This window comes from Burkholderia sp. Bp9143, from assembly GCF_003853645.1.
GTDB lineage: Bacteria > Pseudomonadota > Gammaproteobacteria > Burkholderiales > Burkholderiaceae > Burkholderia.
The window spans coordinates 24576-42648 of sequence record NZ_QTPO01000013.1; the positions used below are offsets into that span (position 1 = coordinate 24576).

General features: G+C 66.6%; 20 protein-coding genes. 13 read left to right on the top strand and 7 right to left on the bottom strand.

Annotation, left to right across the window (positions count from 1 at the left end):
* Positions 1-22: 22 nt before the first annotated feature.
* Together DIE23_RS12130 and DIE23_RS40130 are read right to left on the bottom strand one after the other, a co-directional pair.
* Entirely contained in the window at positions 23-640 is a 618-nt protein-coding gene (locus DIE23_RS12130) for a VTT domain-containing protein (RefSeq protein ID WP_124612332.1), read from the bottom strand.
* On the bottom strand, positions 634-1119 hold the full coding sequence (locus DIE23_RS40130; RefSeq protein WP_260436050.1) for a hypothetical protein: 486 nt from the start codon (positions 1117-1119) through the stop codon (positions 634-636). Before DIE23_RS40130 ends, DIE23_RS12130 begins: the two co-directional genes overlap by 7 nt.
* On the opposite strand from DIE23_RS40130, the gene DIE23_RS12135 reads away from it, so the two are divergent.
* Positions 1007-3163 (top strand): heavy metal translocating P-type ATPase, encoded by a 2157-nt coding sequence (locus DIE23_RS12135; protein ID WP_260436049.1) that lies wholly within the window; start codon positions 1007-1009, stop codon positions 3161-3163. The two genes, DIE23_RS40130 and DIE23_RS12135, sit on opposite strands and share 113 nt — an antisense overlap.
* A gap of 12 nt (positions 3164-3175) precedes the next feature.
* On the opposite strand, the gene DIE23_RS12140 is transcribed toward DIE23_RS12135, so the two are convergent.
* The 4 genes from DIE23_RS12140 to DIE23_RS12155 form a co-directional block, all read right to left on the bottom strand.
* The gene (locus DIE23_RS12140; protein ID WP_124612334.1) at positions 3176-4126 is read right to left on the bottom strand and encodes a universal stress protein; all 951 of its coding nucleotides are present in this window, start codon (positions 4124-4126) and stop codon (positions 3176-3178) included.
* Positions 4127-4286: 160 nt separating this feature from the next.
* Positions 4287-4937, bottom strand: coding sequence for a hemerythrin domain-containing protein (locus DIE23_RS12145; protein ID WP_124612426.1), 651 nt, complete (start codon positions 4935-4937; stop codon positions 4287-4289).
* 269 nt (positions 4938-5206) lie between these two features.
* Positions 5207-5773 carry a cytochrome b gene (locus tag DIE23_RS12150; RefSeq protein ID WP_124612335.1) on the bottom strand — a complete coding sequence of 189 codons (567 nt, stop codon included), beginning with the start codon at positions 5771-5773 and terminating at the stop codon, positions 5207-5209.
* A 39-nt stretch (positions 5774-5812) separates the two neighbouring features.
* Positions 5813-6187, bottom strand: a complete 375-nt coding sequence (locus tag DIE23_RS12155; protein ID WP_124612336.1) for a cytochrome b562 — start codon at positions 6185-6187, stop codon at positions 5813-5815.
* A gap of 164 nt (positions 6188-6351) precedes the next feature.
* Here DIE23_RS12155 and DIE23_RS12160 point away from each other — a divergent pair, with 164 nt between their 5' ends.
* From DIE23_RS12160 to DIE23_RS12195, 8 genes are all read left to right on the top strand, one after another.
* Complete coding sequence (locus DIE23_RS12160) at positions 6352-7014, top strand: response regulator transcription factor (protein WP_124612337.1); 663 nt, start codon at positions 6352-6354, stop codon at positions 7012-7014.
* The gene (locus tag DIE23_RS12165) at positions 7014-8363 is read left to right on the top strand and encodes an ATP-binding protein (protein ID WP_185646438.1); all 1350 of its coding nucleotides are present in this window, start codon (positions 7014-7016) and stop codon (positions 8361-8363) included. The genes DIE23_RS12160 and DIE23_RS12165 overlap by 1 nt, the downstream gene beginning before the upstream one ends.
* 155 nt (positions 8364-8518) lie before the next feature.
* Complete coding sequence (locus tag DIE23_RS12170; protein WP_124612339.1) at positions 8519-8839, top strand: DUF4148 domain-containing protein; 321 nt, start codon at positions 8519-8521, stop codon at positions 8837-8839.
* A gap of 553 nt (positions 8840-9392) precedes the next feature.
* Positions 9393-10199, top strand: coding sequence for a transporter substrate-binding domain-containing protein (locus tag DIE23_RS12175; protein ID WP_124612340.1), 807 nt, complete (start codon positions 9393-9395; stop codon positions 10197-10199).
* Between the two features lie 89 nt (positions 10200-10288).
* Positions 10289-10975 carry an amino acid ABC transporter permease gene (locus DIE23_RS12180; protein WP_124612341.1) on the top strand — a complete coding sequence of 229 codons (687 nt, stop codon included), beginning with the start codon at positions 10289-10291 and terminating at the stop codon, positions 10973-10975.
* Entirely contained in the window at positions 10972-11622 is a 651-nt protein-coding gene (locus DIE23_RS12185) for an amino acid ABC transporter permease (protein WP_124612342.1), read from the top strand. Before DIE23_RS12180 ends, DIE23_RS12185 begins: the two co-directional genes overlap by 4 nt.
* Positions 11609-12358, top strand: a complete 750-nt coding sequence (locus DIE23_RS12190) for an amino acid ABC transporter ATP-binding protein (RefSeq protein ID WP_124612343.1) — start codon at positions 11609-11611, stop codon at positions 12356-12358. Before DIE23_RS12185 ends, DIE23_RS12190 begins: the two co-directional genes overlap by 14 nt.
* Positions 12359-12458: 100 nt before the next feature.
* Positions 12459-12989, top strand: coding sequence for a GNAT family N-acetyltransferase (locus tag DIE23_RS12195; RefSeq protein ID WP_124612344.1), 531 nt, complete (start codon positions 12459-12461; stop codon positions 12987-12989).
* Positions 12990-13016: 27 nt separating this feature from the next.
* Here DIE23_RS12195 and DIE23_RS12200 read toward each other — a convergent pair whose 3' ends face one another.
* Positions 13017-13895, bottom strand: a complete 879-nt coding sequence (locus tag DIE23_RS12200; protein ID WP_124612345.1) for a LysR substrate-binding domain-containing protein — start codon at positions 13893-13895, stop codon at positions 13017-13019.
* A 126-nt stretch (positions 13896-14021) separates the two neighbouring features.
* Between DIE23_RS12200 and argH the strand changes: the two genes are divergently transcribed.
* The 4 genes from argH (at position 14022) to DIE23_RS12220 (ending at position 18071) form a co-directional block, all read left to right on the top strand.
* Positions 14022-15455, top strand: a complete 1434-nt coding sequence (gene argH / locus DIE23_RS12205) for an argininosuccinate lyase (RefSeq protein WP_124612346.1) — start codon at positions 14022-14024, stop codon at positions 15453-15455.
* Positions 15449-16342, top strand: coding sequence for an amino acid ABC transporter permease (locus DIE23_RS12210; RefSeq protein WP_124612347.1), 894 nt, complete (start codon positions 15449-15451; stop codon positions 16340-16342). Before argH ends, DIE23_RS12210 begins: the two co-directional genes overlap by 7 nt.
* A complete protein-coding gene (locus tag DIE23_RS12215; protein ID WP_124612348.1) occupies positions 16339-17142 on the top strand; it encodes an amino acid ABC transporter ATP-binding protein in 804 nt (267 codons plus the stop codon). The genes DIE23_RS12210 and DIE23_RS12215 overlap by 4 nt, the downstream gene beginning before the upstream one ends.
* A gap of 95 nt (positions 17143-17237) precedes the next feature.
* Complete coding sequence (locus tag DIE23_RS12220; RefSeq protein WP_124612349.1) at positions 17238-18071, top strand: ABC transporter substrate-binding protein; 834 nt, start codon at positions 17238-17240, stop codon at positions 18069-18071.
* Positions 18072-18073: the final 2 nt, after the last annotated feature.

Here is an 18073-nt window from a genome sequence, read left to right on the forward strand (position 1 = left end):
CGGAACATCGCGCTTGCCGGCTTCATTCAGAACTGCGCGGACGATGGCCGCGCCGAAACATCAACCGACGTTCATTGACGAGCGCACGCCAGTCCAGCTTCATCAACGCGAAGACGATGCCGAGAAGCACCAGTTGCGTGACGATGAAGTATCCGCCGAGGTAAGAGCCTTCGAGTTGGGATTCCACGTCCAGCCGAGCCGATGCAAAGCGGCCGAGATGCGCCCAGACCGCATAGGTCGTGACGCGACCGATGAAGAACGCCGCGGCGATGATCCTGAGCGGCATCCCGGAAAGTCCGTACGCGATGAACAGATAGTTCGACGGCAGCGGGCTCAACGCATAGCAGAAGAACGCGCCGACGGTCAGCGTGCGGTGCTTTTGCAGCCATTGCGCGGCGATGGCGATATTCTCCCGGTCGGAAGCCGGCATCCAGCGCGAGCGGACGAGCGATCTCGCGAAGATCGCCAGAATGACGCGGCCGGTTGTCGCCGCGCCTGCCGCGACGACGGCGAAGATCAACGGGTTTCCGTCGGGCAGGTTGAACCCGACCCACGACATCGCCATCCAGGTGGGCGGTGCGAACGCCGGGATGAGATTCAGCAGAAGAATCAGCAGAAAGAGCACAGCCAGCGTCAGCACGATATCGGCTCCAGGCCATCCGGTGTCACGTTTCGATTTTGCTGACGAAAGCGGCCGGCGGCTTGACTCACATCAAGCAAGGCGCCGCGCCGGCATGTCGCGGCAGGCGCGTCGTCCTGACCCACGTCAACGCTCGAAACGCGGCGTTTTCTAGACTGGTGCCACGCCGTCAGCAACCGGAATCGGACGCAGCGAACACGTTCATGCACGGCGAGCGGAAAAATCGTCATGTCTCGAATGCGCTGGTCGATCGATCTCGTGTTGCTGGTTCTCTCGGCCGTCACGCTTGCCGCCGGCGGCCTGTGCGTGGCGTTCGGCCTGCCATCGCCCGCGCGGGTCGTCTGGTTGCTTGGCACGCTGCCGGTCTTGCTCGCATTGACGATAACCGTCGTAAAGGCGGTGGCGAGGCGGCAGGCCGGCATCGACGTGCTCGCATGGCTGGCAATCGGGCTGGCGATCGCGCTCGACGAGACGCTCACCGCGGCGGTGATTGCGTTGATGCTGGCAAGCGGGCGAACGCTGGAGCAGTACGCGCAAGACCGCGCGCAACGCGAGATGACCGCGCTGCTCGGCCGTGCGCCTCGGCAGGCGACCCGGTTCGAGCACGGCGAATGGCGTTCCGTTGCGCCGGAAACCATCGTCCCCGGTGACCGGCTGCTGGTGCGAAGCGGCGAATGCGTGCCGGTGGACGGCACGTTGACCGCCGACGCGGAACTCGACGAATCCATGCTGACGGGCGAGTCCTCGACCCAGCGGCGCCGCGCCGGCGAAAGCGCATGCAGCGGCGTGGTCAACGCCGGCGCGCCGTTCGAAATGGTCGCCCGCACCACGGCGGGCGACAGCACATTGGCCGGCATCGTCCGCATGGTCGAGCGTGCGCAACGCGAGCGCAGTCCGTCCGTGCGTCTCGCGGATCGCTACGCCGCGTTCTTCGTGCTCGCTTCGCTGCTCGTCGCGGGTCTCGCCTGGCTGCTGACCGGCGATGTCGCCCGTGCGCTGGCCGTGCTCGTCGTGGCCACGCCTTGTCCGTTGATCCTCGCCGTGCCGGTCGCCATCGTGTCCGGCCTGTCGCGTTGTTCGAAACGCGGCGTCCTGGTCAAGGGCGGGGGCGCGCTCGAACGTCTGGCACGCGCGACGATTCTGTTCTTCGACAAGACCGGCACGCTGACGGGAGGGCGGGCGCGTATCGTGTCGATCGAAAGCGGCGCGAACGTCGCAACGGACGAGGTGCTGCGGTTCGCCGCGTCGTTGGCTCAAGCGTCGGGACATGTGATCTCGGATGCGCTGACGGTCGCCGCGCGGGAACGCGGCATCGATCTGTCTCCGCCGTCGACCGTCATGGAAACGGCGGGCGAAGGCGTGACCGGCCGGGTCGACAACCGGTCGGTCTCGATCGGCAAGTTCGGATACGTTGCCGCTGCCTGCTCGACGATGGCGCGCTGGAGCGACGCGTTCCTGAGGCGGGTCGGCAGCGAGGGTGGGGCTGCCGTATTCGTCGGCGTGGACGGCGTCATGATCGGCGCGATTCAGATGGCCGACCAGGTGCGGCTGGAAACGCCGAGGGCGCTGCGGCTGCTGAAGCGCGAAGGCGTCGAGCGCCTCGTCATGCTGACCGGCGACCGGCGCGATATCGCCCAGGCCGTCGGCGAGCTGCTCGGCGTCACCGATGTGCGCGCCGAGCAGACCCCGACGGACAAGCTCACCGCGATCCAGGCAGCCCGCAAGGAGGGCGTGACGATCATGGTCGGCGACGGTGTGAACGATGCGCCGGCGCTGGCGGCGGCCGATGTCGGTATCGCGATGGGGGCGCGAGGGGCGGCCGCGTCGTCGGAAGCAGCCGACGTCGTGCTGCTGGTCGATCGGCTCGATCGACTCGTGGATGCGATGCGCATCGCACGACGGTCGCGCCGCATCGCGCTCGAGAGCGTGGTGGCCGGCATGTCGTTGTCGGTTGCCGCGATGACGATCGCGGCGGCGGGATTCCTGCAGCCGATTGCCGGCGCGCTGATTCAGGAGGCCATCGACGTCGTCGTCATCGTCAACGCATTGCGCGTGTTGCTGGTTCGCCCGAGGGCGACGGACGCCCGGCTGACCGATGTGGACGTCGAGCAACTCAAGCGCGAGCACACGGCGTTGTCACCGCTGCTGGACCAGATCAGGGATCTCGCGGATCGCATGCCGCAGCTGCCGGCCGCAACCCTCACCGGCGAGCTTGCGCGCTTGATCGACTCGCTTGACGAACGGCTGCTGCCGCACGAACGCGCCGACGATCGGGACGTGTACACGCGTCTTGCCCCGCTGCTCGGCGGCGAGGATCCGCTCGCCGCGATGAGCGGCGCGCACCGGGAGATCTTCAGGATGGTGCGGTCACTCAGGCAGATGGCCGCGGACTCGCCCCGCGACGGGCCGGACGCGATGCAGGTGCAGGCGATGCAGCGATTGCTGTACGGGCTCGAGGCCATCGTGCGCCTGCATTGCGCGCAGGAGGAGGAACTGTTCCACGCGGTGGGAACGGACGCGTGACGACGAAACGCGTCACGCGCGATGCGCGTTCACGAGAAGCAGCGGCGTTTTCGTGATCCGCGCGACGCGCGCGGCAACGCTGCCGACCACCCAGCCCGTGGCACCTCGCCGTCCATGGGTGCCCATGACGATCAGGTCCGCATTCCAGTCGATCGCGTCGCGCACGATGATGTGCGAAACGTCTGCGCCGTTCCGATCCGTTCGAATCAATTCCGATTGTGCGTGTCCGGCCACGCCATCGAGCAGGGTCATGGCTTTTTGCAGCGCACGATTGCCTTCGCCGAGCAATGCCGACTCCAGCGTCTCGACCGGGACGAAATCACCCAGCGATACGGGCCGATCAACGACGTGTATCGCACGAAACTGGGTGTCGGGCCGCGAGAATTTCAACCCCGTTCGCAACGCGTCGAGCGCAATCGTGCTGCCGTCGACGGCGAACAGCATCCGCCTCGGCAGATGCTCGGCGACCGACGCGAAACCTTCCGGCACGATGAGCAGCGGGCAGGCAACGAGTTTGCCGAGCGGGCCGGAAACCGTGCCTTCGATCCATCCGAGCAAGCCATGATGCTGACGTGCGCCGACGATCAGGAGTTCGGGTTGCCAGGCTTGCGCACTGTCGGCCAGCGCATGCACGATATCCGCGCCGTGCGTGGACAGGTCGATGACTTCCGTGTCGACGGCGATGTCGTCGCGCTGCATGGCGCTTTTCGCGCGCGACAGGGCGTCGGATGCGTCCCTCAGCAGTTCGTCACGCGCCGATTCGAAAAACGCCATGGATTTCGATCCGCGCGGAACGAGTGTGCGCGGATTTTCCGCAACGCTGACGATATGCACCGATGCATTCGACGGAACGAAGCATCTGGCATACGCGAGCGCATGGCTGGATGCGATGGAACCGTCGATGGCGATCAGGATCCGCCGGGGAGCGGGGACTGCCTGGCGGGTTGACGTGGTGGTGCTCATGAATGCCTCCCGGTGGCGACCGGCGATCGTGCGTACGGCAATTTTTCGCACGTCCGGCTTTTACCGGCTTGACCTTCGTCAAGCACATTCGTCTTCGCGGTGCGGCGGGGGAGGAGGATGAATCGGTCGGTGCCTGGAAACCGCACCTGCGTCAGTGCGTCTACTTCGCCGGATCGAAGCCTTCAGGCCTGGAGGGCAGTTCCTCGACCGATACCACCGGACGAGGCTGGCTGGCGTCCTGATCCGGGATGGCCTGGACGATCATCGCGAACAGTCTTTCCAGGTCTTCTTCCAGTTTTTCGCCTTCGAACGGATCGCGATTCGCTGCAAAGGCGGCGTCGATCTCGGCCCAGTCGTCCCGCGTCAACAGGCGTTTGGCGGCCGGCAGGATCAGTGTTTCTTCCAGGCACCGATGGTCCGCATGGAACTCCGCATAATCGTCCATCAGCGCGCCCAGCGTGTGAAGCGCGGAGGCGCCCTTCAGCTCGTACCGGGTCAGCGCATGCTCGAGATTTCTCAACTTCAAGTCGCCTTGAGCGTGCTGAGCCTCCAGTTCATCGAGAACGCCGTCGAACTCGCTGGTTCGCTCCCGCAACGGCGTGAACAGGTAGCGATCCTCTTTGGGATGATGGATCTGCTGCGGGTATTCCCGAATGTAGTAAAGCATGGCCCGAAACACGATGAGGCCCGGAACGGGGGCACCGGCAACGAGCAGATGAACGAAGCGTCGCATGCCGTCGATGACGGTCGACAACTGGACGTGTTCGTGGAGGATCACGGCGACTGCGCTACGCGGCCCGAGATACGGCATGTCACACTCCACGGCGGTAACGGAACAACCAGCGGTTTGCGGCCCACTCCGACAGCAAGCACGAAACCCTGTTTCGATACTTCCATATTGGTCGTTGCACCGCTCGCCATCAAAGCGCGCGAACACCGCGGCGTTGACGAAGATCAACGGACGGTGCTGCGTATTCGTCAGGCGGTCGCTTCATGCGACGAAAGGTTGGGCGGCTGTTTTGCTGTCCTCGCAATCACGAGGCGGCGACGCCCCGGCCACCATGCGCCATGTTTCCCGCTTCAGCCGATATCCTTCGCCTGAACCTCGTGCCGGCCTGAACGCGTCGGCCAGGGGAGGATGCGCGGAAGAATGTTTTTCGTGTGGATCAGACGATGCGCCAGCGCGCCCAGGACGTGCAGGCCGACCAGCGCGGCGAGCCCGTATGCGGTCAGCGCATGCAGTTCTCCCAGCCAGTGCGACAGTTCGCGATTCCTGGGTACCAGGGTGGGCAGCGAGAAGAGCCCGAAGCAGCTGGCCGGGTGCCCGGCAGCATTCGTCTTCATCCACCCGAGCACCGGAATGGCGAGCATCAGCACATAGAGCAGCCCGTGGACGCTGCGTTCCGCGAAATGGTTCAGCGTGCCCGCCGGGTTGATCGACGCCGGCAGCCGGCGCCGCATGCGCAACCGATTGACGATGCGAATCGCCACGAGGCCGAGGATGGCGACGCCGATCGACTTGTGCAGGCTGACGAGGTCTTCGTTGTCGTCCAGCAGCAGGCCGACGATCAGGTTGCCGATCAGCGCGGCGGCCAGCAGCCAGTGCAGCAGGCTGATCGACAGCGGATAGCGGGTAACGTTTTTCATGACGGAAATACCGGTTCGGTGTTCGGGAGCGTGCGCGGGTTACCCGAGCAGGTCGTGATAGTGCTTTCTCGATCCGTTGATCCGCCGCAGCGCCTGCTTGGCGGCCGACAGGTCATTGGCCTGGATCGCCCGGTCGACGTCGGCCAGTTCACCCTGCAATGTGCGCATGCCTTCGTCGTAGGTCGGCTGATCGTCGCGATACCGCTGGCGGCCCGCCTGTTGCGCATCGCTTTCGAGCCGGGTCACGTAGCCTTTCATTTCCGGAATCGTCCGGCTGTTCATGGCCCCCTGCATCGCGTGCTTCATGTCCTTCATCAGCGTCTTGATCTCGCCGGCGCAGGCCGGCGCGGCGGCCACGGAAAGCAGCAGGCCCAGTGTCGCGCAGAAACGGAGTCGGAACGATAGCGTGTTCATGGTCGTCGATTCGATTGCGAGTGTCGGTGACCGCGACCTTAGGGCGCCGACGTTAACGGATTCTTAAGGACCTGATTTTTCCGCGACCGGCTTGATGCCCGCCCGCGCCTGCGGTTATCGTGCCGCAATGGACGCGATGTCCGGATGAACAGGAGCTGGGCACCATGCGGGTGTTACTCGTGGAAGACGACAAGCTGATCGGCAGCGGGGTGGAAGACGGCCTGATCGAGGCCGGCATGACGGTCGACTGGGCGCACGACGGCAGGCATGCGCAGCTCGCGCTCGAAACCACGCCGTATGATCTCGTCGTGCTCGATCTCGGCCTGCCCCGCATGTCGGGAACCGAATTGCTCGACTGGGTTCGCAAGCGCGGCGACCATACGCCGGTGCTGGTGATGACCGCGCGCGACACTGTCGCCGACCGCGTGAGCGGCTTGAGCGCGGGCGCCGACGACTACATCGGCAAGCCGTTCGACCTGACCGAGCTGATCGCCCGCTGTCGTGCGCTCGTGCGGCGCTCGCAGGGCCGCAGTACCGACACGATCGACTATGGCGACCTGTCGGTCGATCCCGCGCTGATGACGGTGACGCGCGGCACCGAACGGATCGCACTGACGTCGCGCGAATGCGCGTTGCTGGTCGAGCTGCTGGCGAACCAGGGGCGCCCGCTGTCGCGCGCGCAGCTTCAGGACCGGCTCTACGGCTGGAACGAAGAAATCGAAAGCAATGCGATCGAAGTGCATGTGTCGAATCTGCGCAAGAAACTGGGGGCCGAATTGATCCGGACGATTCGCGGCGTCGGTTACGTGGTGGAGAAGGTGTCGTGATGCGCTCGATCCGGCAACGGCTCACCTTGCTCGTGCTGTCGGGAGTCGTGGCGGTCTGGGGGTACTCGCTGGTGTCGAGCTACCGCCAGGCGATTCACGAAGCGGAGGAATGGGACGACGCCCGCATCGAGCAGATCGCCCGGGCGTTCGCCGCGCTCGGTGCATCCGATCTCCCGGTCTTCGCGGACATCGTTCTCGGTTCGTCCGAAGACGACGATGGCGACAACGATGCAGCGCCGCGCATGCTGTATCAGGTCAGTGACGCGGGCGGACGCATCCTGGCCGCCAGCCCCGGCCTTGCGTCGCTCGACCTGCCGGTGTTTCCCGCGGCGGCATCGAGCCCGCTCCGGTTCGGCAATCCGAAGTGGCACGCGTACGTGCTGACCGATGCCGCGCACGGCCGCACCGTGCGTATCTTCGAGCAACGCACGCACCGCTCGGACCTGTCCGCGGAGGTCGCGCGCCGCGTCGCCCGACCGCTCGCATTCGCGTTGCCCGTGCTGGCCGTATTGATCTGGCTGGCGATCGGCCGCAGCCTGACGCCACTGCGGACGCTGTCCGAGGCGATCGCGGCACGTTCGCCCGACAGCCTGGATGCCATCGGCGCGAAGGGCATTCCCGACGAGGTGCGGCCGCTGGTCGCCGCACTGAACACGTTGTTGCAACGTCTGCGCGGCTCGCTCGATCGCGAGCGCGCATTCACCAGCGACGCGGCACACGAGCTCAAGACCCCGCTTGCCGCGCTCAAGGTTCAGGCGCAGGTCGCGCTCACGGCGCGCGATCCGGACCGTCAGCGGCGCGCGATGCAACGGGTCGTCGAGGGCGTCGACCGAAGCACGCATCTGGCGGATCAGCTGCTTGCACTGGCCCGACTCGACGAGACGGTGCCGATGCCCGGCGAGGCCGTCGATCTCGCGTGCGTGGTGCAGACCAGCATCAACGACCATCAGGCGCGCGCGGATCGCAAGCGGATCTCGCTGATTTCACACGTCGACGGCCCGGTCATCGCACATGCGCCGTCGACGCTGGTGCGCGTCCTGCTCGACAACCTCGTCGACAACGCGATCAAGTACGGCCGCGAGCAGGGGCGCGTCGAAATCGCGTCGTGGCAGGATGCCGGCGCGATCAGCCTCCAGGTCCGGGACGACGGTGTCGGCGTGTCGAACGAGGATCTGTCCCGACTGCAGGACCGATTCTTTCGCGGGACGGATCACGACGAAAGCGGCAGCGGCCTGGGGTTGTCCATCGTCGCGCGCATCGTGGCCAAGCTCGGCGGGCGTCTGACGTACGTCGACGGGTTGGACAGCAACGGGTTCGGTGTGCGCGTGACGTTGCCGTTGCCGGCTTGACCGGAGCCGGCGATTCCGGGTCCGCCCCTGTCTTTCGCGTGCGATGTGTTCGCGGATGCGCAGTTAACATTGCCTTCAGCTTGAGCGGAGCATCCTGTCTCCATGGCAGAAGAGGTGTTCTCGGATGCCGACCCTGTTCACAGGAGGTCAAGATCATGAAATTCGTTATCCGTACCATCATGCTGGCGGCAGTCGTCGTCCCCGCGTTCGCATCGGCAGCTCAATCGAACAGCGGCCCGACCCGGGCAGAGGTTCGCGCCCAGATCGTGCAGGCCGAGCAGGCCGGTTACAACCCGGCCCGCAAGGACATTCACTATCCGCAATCGATCCAGCAGGCCGAGGCACGCATCCGGTCTTCGGAATCGACGCAGCAAGCCGATGCATCGGGCTATGGGCCGGCACCGGCGGCAGGGGGCGACGCCGGGGCTGCGGTCCAGAGCCATGCGGCGGCGCAACGGTTGTACGTGCATCATTGACGTCACGCGCGCGAGCGCGGGTCGACCCGCGCTCGATATGACTTGCCGGCACTGTCGCCGACTCGCGTAGCGCGCGGTGTCAGTCGTCAGCCCTCTCGAGCACGTTCCGCGTGAGATAGACGATCGTGGCGAACGGCACGGTACGTCGCGAACGTATTCAGCCGTCGTTCCGATCACAAACAGCATGCAAATTTCGACTGGGTCTGTTCGAATCCGTGCATACGGGCCGCGGCCATGACGCCGCTAGGCAATCGCCTCGCGCCGCGTGAGCGACACCGAAGATCGGGATCCGGCGTGCATCGATGACGCCAGCCGCCGATTCGCGGAATGAACCAGTTGGGTAATTTGGTGCGCCGGCGCGCGCTGCGAATGGGCAACCGCCGCAGCCGGCCCCGGCTCATGCACCGAAATGAGGAATGCGGTCCGCCGGAATTTCCGCCCGGTGCCGGTCCGGCAAGCATTTCACGGCGATGGCCCGGTTTTTGCTGGAGTAGCCCTGGCCGCGCAACGGTTGCGCGTTGCCCGACGACCTACCAGACAAGGAAGATTCACCGTGAGCCCGACGACTCGACCGTTCCCCCGCCGCACCTGGCTGGCTGCGCTGATCGCAGCCCCCGTGATGGCACTGTTCGCTGCCGCGCCGGCGCATGCCGACGCGCTCGACACCATCGCGAAAAACGGCGCGCTGCGCGTCGCGGTGCCTGAAGACTATCCGCCTTTCGGCTCGGTCGGTACGGACATGCAGCCGCAGGGCTATGACATCGACATGGCCGAACTGCTCGCCAAGTCGCTCGGCGTGAAGCTGAAGCTGGTGCCCGTGAACAGTGCGAACCGGATTCCGTACCTGACGACCAACAAGGTCGACATGGTGATCTCGTCGCTCGGCAAGACGCCGGAGCGCGAGAAGGTCATCGACTTCTCGAGCGCGTACGCACCGTATTTCCAGGGTGTGTTCGGGCCGTCCGACATGAAGGTGAGCACGCCCGCCGACCTGACCGGCAAGACGGTCGGCGCCACCCGCGGCGCGCTCGAGGAGATCGCGCTGTCGCAGCTCGCGCCGAACGCGACGATCAAGCGCTTCGAGGACAACAACGCGACGATCCAGGCGTTCCTGTCGGGGCAAGTGCAGCTGATCGCCGCCGGCAACATCGTCGCGGCGGCGATTCTCGCGAAGAATCCGCCGCGCAGGCCCGAGGTCAAGTTCGTGATCAAGAATTCGCCGTGCTTCGTCGGCGTCAACAAGAACGAACCGCGCCTGCTCGCGAGGATCGACGACACGATCGCGCATGCGAAGCAGGACGGCACGCTGGGCGCGATGTCGAGGAAGTGGCTCGGCCAGCCGTTGCCGGCCGGACTGTAACGGATCGCAATGTCGCCTGATCCCTCGCCGCGGCCGGCACCAACGGCGCGGCGGGTGTCGTTGTCCGAACCCGAATCTACCCACTTCCCATGAGCTACCAGCTTCAATTCGGCGAGCTCGCCGATTACGCCGGCGTGTTCGCGAGCGGCGCGGCGATCACGCTCGCGCTGACCGCGGTCGCGACCGTGCTCGGCGTGGCGCTCGGCGTGCTCGGCGCGGCCGCGTACAGCGCCGACGCGCCCGCGGCCGTGCGGCTGCGCCCGCTGATCGGCGCGTACGTCGAGGCGGTTCGCAACACGCCATTCGTCGTCCAGCTGTTCTTCCTCTTTTTCGGCTTGCCGGCGCTCGGCGTGCACATCGACGAATACACGGCCGCGATCCTCGCGATGACGCTCAATCTCGGCGCGTACTCGGTCGAGATCGTGCGCGCGGGCGTCGCCGCCGTCCCGAACGGGCATCTGGAGGCGGCGTCCGCGCTGGCGATGTCGCGCGCGCAGATGCTGCGCCACGTCGTGCTGCCACAGGCGCTCGCCAAGGTGTTTCCCGCGCTGTCGAGCCAGATCGTGATCACGATGCTCGGTTCGGCGGTCGTGTCGCAGATCTCGGTGGCCGATCTGACCTATGCGGCGGGCTACATCCAGTCGCGCAACTTCCGCGCATTCGAGACGTATTTCGTCATCACGCTCGCGTATCTGGCGATGGCGCTGCTGCTGCGTGCGACGCTCGGCTCGATGGGGCGCCGCCTGTTCTCCCGTCGCGTGCGAGGTGCGCGATGACCGATTTCACGTTCGGGCAGATTCTCGCGAACCTGCTGCTGGCCGCGCGCTGGACGATCGTGCTGTCGATCGTGTCGTTCCTGTCCGGCGGCCTCGTCGGCCTCGGGCTGCTCGTGATGCGCGTGTCGGGCTCGAAGGTGCTGCGCGGCGGCGCGAAGCTGTACATCGAGATATTCCAGGGCACCCCGTTGCTGATGCAGCTGTTCATCGTGTTCTTCGGCCTGCCGCTCGTCGGTCTCGACGTGCCGCCGTGGGTCGCGGCCACGGCAGGGCTCACGTTCTTCACCAGCGCGTATCTCGCGGAGATCTGGCGCGGCTGCGTCGAGGCGGTGCCGAAGGGGCAGTGGGAGGCGTCGGCGAGCCTGGCCATGAGCTACGTCGAGCAGTTGCGGCACGTGATCCTGCCGCAGGCCGCGCGCATCGCGATCGCGCCGACCGTCGGCTTCGGCGTGCAGGCCGTGAAGGACACGGCGCTGGTGTCGATCATCGGCTTCACGGAGCTGACGAAGGTCGGCATCGCGATCTCGAACGCGACGTTCCGGCCGTTCGTCGTGTACGGCCTCGTCGCGCTGATCTATTTCGCGCTCTGTTATCCGCTTACCCGTTACGCGCGCACGTTGCAAAGGAGATGGCATGCCGCTCGTTGAAACCCGTGGTCTCGAAAAGAACTTCGGCACCCATCATGTGCTCAAGGGCATCGATTTCTCCGTCGAACGCGGGCAGGTCGTCTCGATCATCGGCCGCAGCGGCTCGGGCAAGAGCACGCTGCTGCGCACGCTCAACGGGCTCGAGAGCATCGACGCCGGCACGATCTCGATCGACGGCGAACGCGTCGATGCACGGCACGCGGACCTGCGTGCGCTGCGGCTCAAGGTCGGCATGGTGTTCCAGCAATACAACCTGTTTCCGCATCTGAGCGCCGGGCAGAACGTGATGCTCGCGCAGTCGGTCGTGAAGAAGGCACACCGCCAGCAGGCGCGCGCGATCGCGGAGCTGATGCTCGAGCGCGTCGGCCTCGGCGACAAGTTCGACGCGTTTCCGGAGCAGTTGTCGGGCGGTCAGCAGCAGCGCGTCGCGATCGCGCGGGCGCTCGCGATGAAGCCGAGCGTGCTGCTGTGCGACGAAATCACGTCGGCGCTCGATCCCGAGCTCGTCGGTGAGGTGCTGGGTGTCGTCGAGCAGCTCGCGCGCGAGGACATGACGCTGATCATGGTCACGCACGAGATGAACTTCGCGCGTGCGGTGAGCGACAGGATCGTGTTCATGCACCAGGGCAGGGTGTGGGAGAGCGGCACGGCCGACGAGATCTTCGAGCGGCCGCAGACGGTGGAGTTGACGCGGTTCCTGGGCAGCGTCCGGAACACGGAAGCCGTGGCGCGCTGATTCGCCGTGCGGGCGGGGTGCTGACATCGTCGCCCGGATCGTCGACAATCCGGCGAGTGCGCCGCGCCCGCGCGCGCCAAGCCGCCCGAGAGACGCTTCCATGTCCGGAATAGCCATCCGATCCGCCAGCCTCGACGATGCGCAGGCGATCGCCGATTTTCACGTCAAGGTCTGGCGGCATACCTATCGCGATCTCGCGCCGGCGCAAGCGCATGCCGTCCTCGACGAGCACTATCGCGGCAGGAAATGGCGGGACAAGCTGGCGTCGAACGACCGCGACCAGCTGGTGCTCGTGGCGGAAACCGACGGCACGATCGTCGGCATCGGCGCGGCCGGCGCGCCGTCGGAGCCGATCTTCGGCGGCCGTGGCGAGATCAAGTTCCTGTATGTCGACCCCGGGTTCAAGCGTCGCGGCATCGGCCGCGCGCTGCTTGCGCAACTCGCAACGCATTTGCAGAAGATGGGGTATCGCGGGGCGGCGTTGAGTGTCGTCACGGGAAACGACGCCGCGATCGCCTTTTATGCGTCGTTTGACGGCCGCCTGGCAGGCGAATTCGTCGATCCGGGGCCGATCTGGCGATCGCACAACATCGTGATGGTGTGGGACGACCTGGCGAGTCTCGTGACCTGAGTCCGCCCGCTGCCGCGCGCTCGCGCGTCACGCCAGGCACGCGCGCAGCCACGTCGTGAACGCGGTCACGAGCGGCGAATCGGCCAGTTCGTGACGCGTGACGAGATAGTAGGCATGACGCGACGGCACCGCTGCGCTGAACGGCCGCACGAGCGTGCCGTCGATCAGGTCGTCGCGCACGGAGAGGCTGTCGCCGAGCGCGACGCCTTGCCCGTGCACCGCGGCTTCGACGCCGATGTGCGCGTTGCCGATTTCCAGAATGCGGATGCCCGGCAGCTTGTCCGCGTTTGCTTCCGCCAGCCAGCGCATCCACGAGCCCGCGTGCTCGCAGAACAGCGTGCGTCCCGCGAGATCCTGCACCTTGCGGATCGCATCGGGCCCGTTCATCAACGCCGGGCTCACGACCGGGAACAGCGCCGGATGCGCGAGCAGCTCGACGCGCCGGTTCCGCCAGTTGCCTTCCCCATAGCGAATGCATACGTCGACGTCGGGCGAGTAGGTCTCGCGATCGTCGTTCGACGGAATCACTTTCAGGTGGATCCCCGGATAGCGCTCGAGAAAATCGCCGATGTGCCGGGCGAGCCAGCGCGACGTCAGCGACAGCGGCGTCGACACGACGAGATCGCCGGCGGCCGCCGGCGAATCGAGCCTGACGGTGGCGTTCGCGATCATGTCGAACGCGGCGCCGACCGGCGCCAGCAACGCCTCGCCTTCGGGCGTGAGCTTCACGCGGGCTTTTGATCTGACGAATAGCGCGACCCCGAGCGTGCTCTCGAGAATCCGGATCTGGTGGCTGACCGCGCTCGCGGTCACGTGCAGTTCGTCGGCGGCGGCCGACACGGTGCCGCACCGGGCGGCGGCCTCGAACGCGCGAAGCGGGTTCAGCGGGGGCAGGCGGTTGCGCATCGGCGGGCGCGTCGCAGGCGACGGTGCTGAGAAAAATTTCATTAAAGCGGATTCAATTTCTCGCTACAACAAAAAAAATTGAATGCCTACAGTGGGGGCAATCCAACCGAGTCGAGGTCGACCGCAATGAGCCTTACCGAACCGATCGAGCGCCTGTGGGGCGGTCGCTTCCAGTCGAAACCGTCGGACGCGCTGCAGAACCTGTCGCGCTCCGATCCGAGTTTCTTCCGCCTCGTGCCGTATGACCTGGCGGGCTCCCGCGCCCATGCGCGCGAGTTGAATCGTGCGGGCATCGTGAACGACGACGAACTCGCGCAGCTGCTGGCCGCCATGGAAGGGATCGCACGCGACCACGCGGCCGGTGCGATCGCGCCGTCGCTCGCCGACGAGGACGTGCACACGTTTCTCGAGCGCGTGCTCACGCAGCGGCTGCCGGCGCTGGGCGGCAAGCTGCGCGCCGGGCGCTCGCGCAACGACCAGGCGGCGAACGACCTGCGCCTGTACCTGCGCGACAAGGCGCGTCAGCTCGTGCGCGGCGTGCTCGACCTGCAGGATGCGTTGATCGGCCAGGCGAGCCGGCACGTCGACACGGTGACCGCCGGATTCACCCACCTGCAGCCCGCGCAGCCGATCGTGTTCGGTCATCAGCTGCTTGCACACGCGCAGTCGCTGTATCGCGACGCCGACCGCCTGGTCGACTGGGACCGCCGCACCGCGCGCTCGCCGCTCGGCGCGGCCGCGCTCGCGGGCTCGGCGATCTGCGTGCGGCCCGAGCTGTCCGCGCAGGAACTCGGTTACGACGCGCCGTGCGAGAACTCGATCGACGCGGTGGCCGCGCGCGATCACGTCGCCGAATTCGTGTTCGTCACGAGCATGCTGGCCGTGAACCTGTCCCGGCTGTCGGAAGAAGTGATCCTGTGGACGTCGCGGCAATTCCGCTGGGTGGAACTCGACGACGGCTACGCGACGGGCAGCTCGATCATGCCGCAGAAGAAGAACCCGGACATCGCCGAACTCACGCGCGGCAAGGCGGGGCGCCTGATCGGCAACCTGACGGGCCTGCTCGCGACGCTGAAGTCGCTGCCGCTCGCGTACAACCGCGATCTCGCGGAAGACAAGATCGCGGCGTTCGATTCGATCGACACGCTCGAACTCGTGCTGCCCGCGATGGCGGGGATGATCCGCACGATGCGCGTGAACGTCGACGAGATGCGTCGCCAGGCGCCGCTCGGCTTCACGCTCGCGACCGAGGTGGCGGACTGGCTCGCGCTGACAGGCGTGCCGTTCAGCGAGGCGCACGAGATCACCGGCACGCTCGTGCGCGCGTGCGAGCGCGACGGCATCGAGCTGGCCGACGCGAGCGCGGAACAGTTGCAGGCCGTCGACACGCGCCTCGCGCCCGCGGTGCGCGCGCATCTGACGCTCGACGCGGCCGTCGCCGCCCGCGGCGGTGCGGGCGGCACGTCACCCGCGCGCGTGCACGAGCAGATCGGCCGCCTGAGCGCCGCGATCGAACGCCAGGCCGCATGGGCGGCCGACTACCGGGGGCCGTCATGCTGAGCGCATCCGAATCGAGCCGTCTCGATGGCGCACCGGTGCCGCCCGCCCGCGCGGCGGACGAGACCGCCGGGCTCGTTCGCGTGCGCCGGCGCTACTGGGGCCGCTATGTCGCGTCGATCGCGATCATTGCCGCGCTTGCCTATGTGGCGGTCGCGTTCGCGCGCGGACAGATCGAATGGCGCGTCGTCGGCCAGTTCCTGACTGCGCACTCGATCCTGACCGGGCTCGGCAACACGATCGTGATGACCGTCCTCGCGATGACGCTCGGCGTCGTGCTCGGAGTCGTCACCGCGGTGATGCGGCTGTCGTCGAACCCGGTGCTCGGCGCGATCGCGCAGGGTTACATCTGGCTGTTCCGCGGCACGCCGGTGATCCTGCAACTGCTGCTGTGGTTCAACCTCGCGCTGGTGTTTCCGACGCTCGGCATCCCGGGCATCGCCGAATACCGGACCGTCGACGTGATGACGCCGTTCCTCGCGGCGGTGCTCGGGCTCGGCATCAACCAGGGCGCCTATACGTCGGAAGTCGTGCGGGCGGGGCTGCTGTCGGTCGACACGGGCCAGTACGAGGCCGCGAAATCGATCGGCATGGCGCGCCTGCAGGCGCTGCGCCGGATCATCCTGCCGCAGGCGATGCGCGTGATCGTACCGCCGATCGGCAACGAGCTGATCGGCATGGTCAAGCTGACGTCGCTGGCGAGCGTCGTGCAGTACGCGGAGATGCTGCACAACGCGCAGAACATCTATTACGCGAACGCCCGCGTGATCGAGCTGCTGATCGTCGCGGGCATCTGGTATCTCGCGGTCGTCACCGTGCTGTCGCTCGCGCAGGCGCGCGTCGAGCGGCGTTTCGCGCGCGGCGCGGGCCGGGCGGCGGGCCGCAAATGAACGACACGCCCCTCAACCATCGGGAGAACGTCATGACGAACGCGGTCGTTCGCGCGGTCGACGTACGCAAGTCGTACGGCGATTTCCAGGCGCTGCACGGCATCACGCTTGACGTCGCGCCGGGCGAAGTGCTGTGCATCATCGGGCCGTCAGGCTCAGGCAAGAGCACGTTCCTGCGCTGCATCAACCAGCTCGAGACGATCAGCGCCGGCGCGCTGTGGGTCAACGGCGAACTGGCCGGCTACCGTCGCGCCGGCGACCGGCTCCACGAGCTGTCGGAGCGCCAGGTCGCGCGCCAGCGGCTGGCGACGAGCATGGTGTTCCAGCGCTTCAACCTGTTTCCGCACAAGACCGCGCTCGAGAACGTGATCGAAGGCCCGGTGCAGGTGCTCAAGCGCCGCCGCGCGCAAGCGGAGGAGGAAGCGCGCGCGCTGCTCGCACGCGTCGGGCTCGCGCACAAGTGCGATGCGTTTCCGGTCGAGCTGTCCGGCGGCCAGCAGCAGCGTGTCGCGATCGCGCGGGCGCTCGCGATGCATCCGCAACTGATCCTGTTCGACGAACCGACGTCGGCGCTCGACCCCGAACTCGTCGGTGAAGTGCTGGCCGTGATGCGCGATCTCGCGAAGAGCGGCATGACGATGATCGTCGTCACGCACGAGCTCGGGTTCGCGCGCGAGGTGGCCGACCGCGTCGTCTTCATGGACGGCGGCCGGATCGTCGAGAGCGGACCGCCCGACCAGGTGCTGTCCGCGCCGACGCACGCGCGCACGCGCGAGTTCATCTCCGCCGTGATTGCATGACCGGGCCGGGCGCCCCGTTTTGCAGCGCCCGAAAGATCGAGCCGTCGACAAGCGCGGCGTAGTCCCCATTCCTCCACCATGACAAGGCGACACCCATGAAAGCATCCGTCCTGACCCGCACGCTGGCCGCCGTCGCATTCGGCGCGCTCGCGCTTCATGCATCGTTCGCCGCCGCGCAATCCGCGAGCGCGAAACGCACGCTGAACGTCGCGATCGTGCCGAACTATCCGCCGTTCGAATACAAGGATCCGGCGACCGACAAGCTGGCCGGCTTCGACGTCGATCTCGGCGAGGCGCTCGCCGCGAAGATGGGCGCGAAACTGAACTGGGTCGAAACGAGCTTCGACCAGATGATGAGCGCGGTCGCGACGCAGCGCGTCGACATGATCCTGTCCGGCATGACCGACCTGCCGACGCGCCGCGACGCGGTGACCTTCGTCGACTACATCGAGACGGGCCCGCAGTTCTATACGCTGAAGACACGCGCCGGCGAGTTCGCGCAGATGGGCGCGCTGTGCGGCAAGCGCGTCGGCTCGAGCCGGCGCACGTCGTTCCCCGACAACACCACCGCGTGGAGCGCCGAGAACTGCGTGAAGGCCGGCAAGCCGGCGATCATCGTCATCGGTACCGACGGCTCGTCGGACGCGCGGATGCAGTTGCGGCAGAACCGCATCGACGCGGCCGTGCAGGGCGGCGAGACGCTGCCGTACCAGAACACCCTCGAGCAGAATGCGTATGCGCCGGTCGGCAAGCCGTTCCTGTCGCAATACACGGGTATCGGCGTCGCGAAGAGCAACACCGCGCTGAGCGGCGCGCTGACGACGGCGCTCAACCAGCTGATCGCGGACGGCTCGTACCAGAAGCTGCTCGCGAAGTGGGGGCTCCAGGAGCACGCGGTGGCGAAGGCGATGATCAACGGCACCCACTGAGC

Excerpts from the sequence above, each read along its gene's own strand:
- DIE23_RS12195 (WP_124612344.1), top strand. The coding sequence starts at position 12,459 with ATGTCCGGAATAGCCATCCGATCCGCCAGCCTCGACGATGCGCAGGCG.
- DIE23_RS12190 (WP_124612343.1), top strand. The coding sequence starts at position 11,609 with ATGCCGCTCGTTGAAACCCGTGGTCTCGAAAAGAACTTCGGCACCCAT.
- DIE23_RS12150 (WP_124612335.1), bottom strand. The coding sequence starts at position 5,773 with ATGAAAAACGTTACCCGCTATCCGCTGTCGATCAGCCTGCTGCACTGG.
- argH (WP_124612346.1), top strand. The coding sequence starts at position 14,022 with ATGAGCCTTACCGAACCGATCGAGCGCCTGTGGGGCGGTCGCTTCCAG.
- DIE23_RS12155 (WP_124612336.1), bottom strand. The coding sequence starts at position 6,187 with ATGAACACGCTATCGTTCCGACTCCGTTTCTGCGCGACACTGGGCCTG.
- DIE23_RS12160 (WP_124612337.1), top strand. The coding sequence starts at position 6,352 with ATGCGGGTGTTACTCGTGGAAGACGACAAGCTGATCGGCAGCGGGGTG.
- DIE23_RS12170 (WP_124612339.1), top strand. The coding sequence starts at position 8,519 with ATGAAATTCGTTATCCGTACCATCATGCTGGCGGCAGTCGTCGTCCCC.
- DIE23_RS12165 (WP_185646438.1), top strand. The coding sequence starts at position 7,014 with ATGCGCTCGATCCGGCAACGGCTCACCTTGCTCGTGCTGTCGGGAGTC.
- DIE23_RS12145 (WP_124612426.1), bottom strand. The coding sequence starts at position 4,937 with ATGCCGTATCTCGGGCCGCGTAGCGCAGTCGCCGTGATCCTCCACGAA.
- DIE23_RS12200 (WP_124612345.1), bottom strand. The coding sequence starts at position 13,895 with ATGCGCAACCGCCTGCCCCCGCTGAACCCGCTTCGCGCGTTCGAGGCC.
- DIE23_RS12140 (WP_124612334.1), bottom strand. The coding sequence starts at position 4,126 with ATGAGCACCACCACGTCAACCCGCCAGGCAGTCCCCGCTCCCCGGCGG.
- DIE23_RS12180 (WP_124612341.1), top strand. The coding sequence starts at position 10,289 with ATGAGCTACCAGCTTCAATTCGGCGAGCTCGCCGATTACGCCGGCGTG.
- DIE23_RS12215 (WP_124612348.1), top strand. The coding sequence starts at position 16,339 with ATGAACGACACGCCCCTCAACCATCGGGAGAACGTCATGACGAACGCG.
- DIE23_RS12220 (WP_124612349.1), top strand. The coding sequence starts at position 17,238 with ATGAAAGCATCCGTCCTGACCCGCACGCTGGCCGCCGTCGCATTCGGC.
- DIE23_RS12210 (WP_124612347.1), top strand. The coding sequence starts at position 15,449 with ATGCTGAGCGCATCCGAATCGAGCCGTCTCGATGGCGCACCGGTGCCG.
- DIE23_RS12185 (WP_124612342.1), top strand. The coding sequence starts at position 10,972 with ATGACCGATTTCACGTTCGGGCAGATTCTCGCGAACCTGCTGCTGGCC.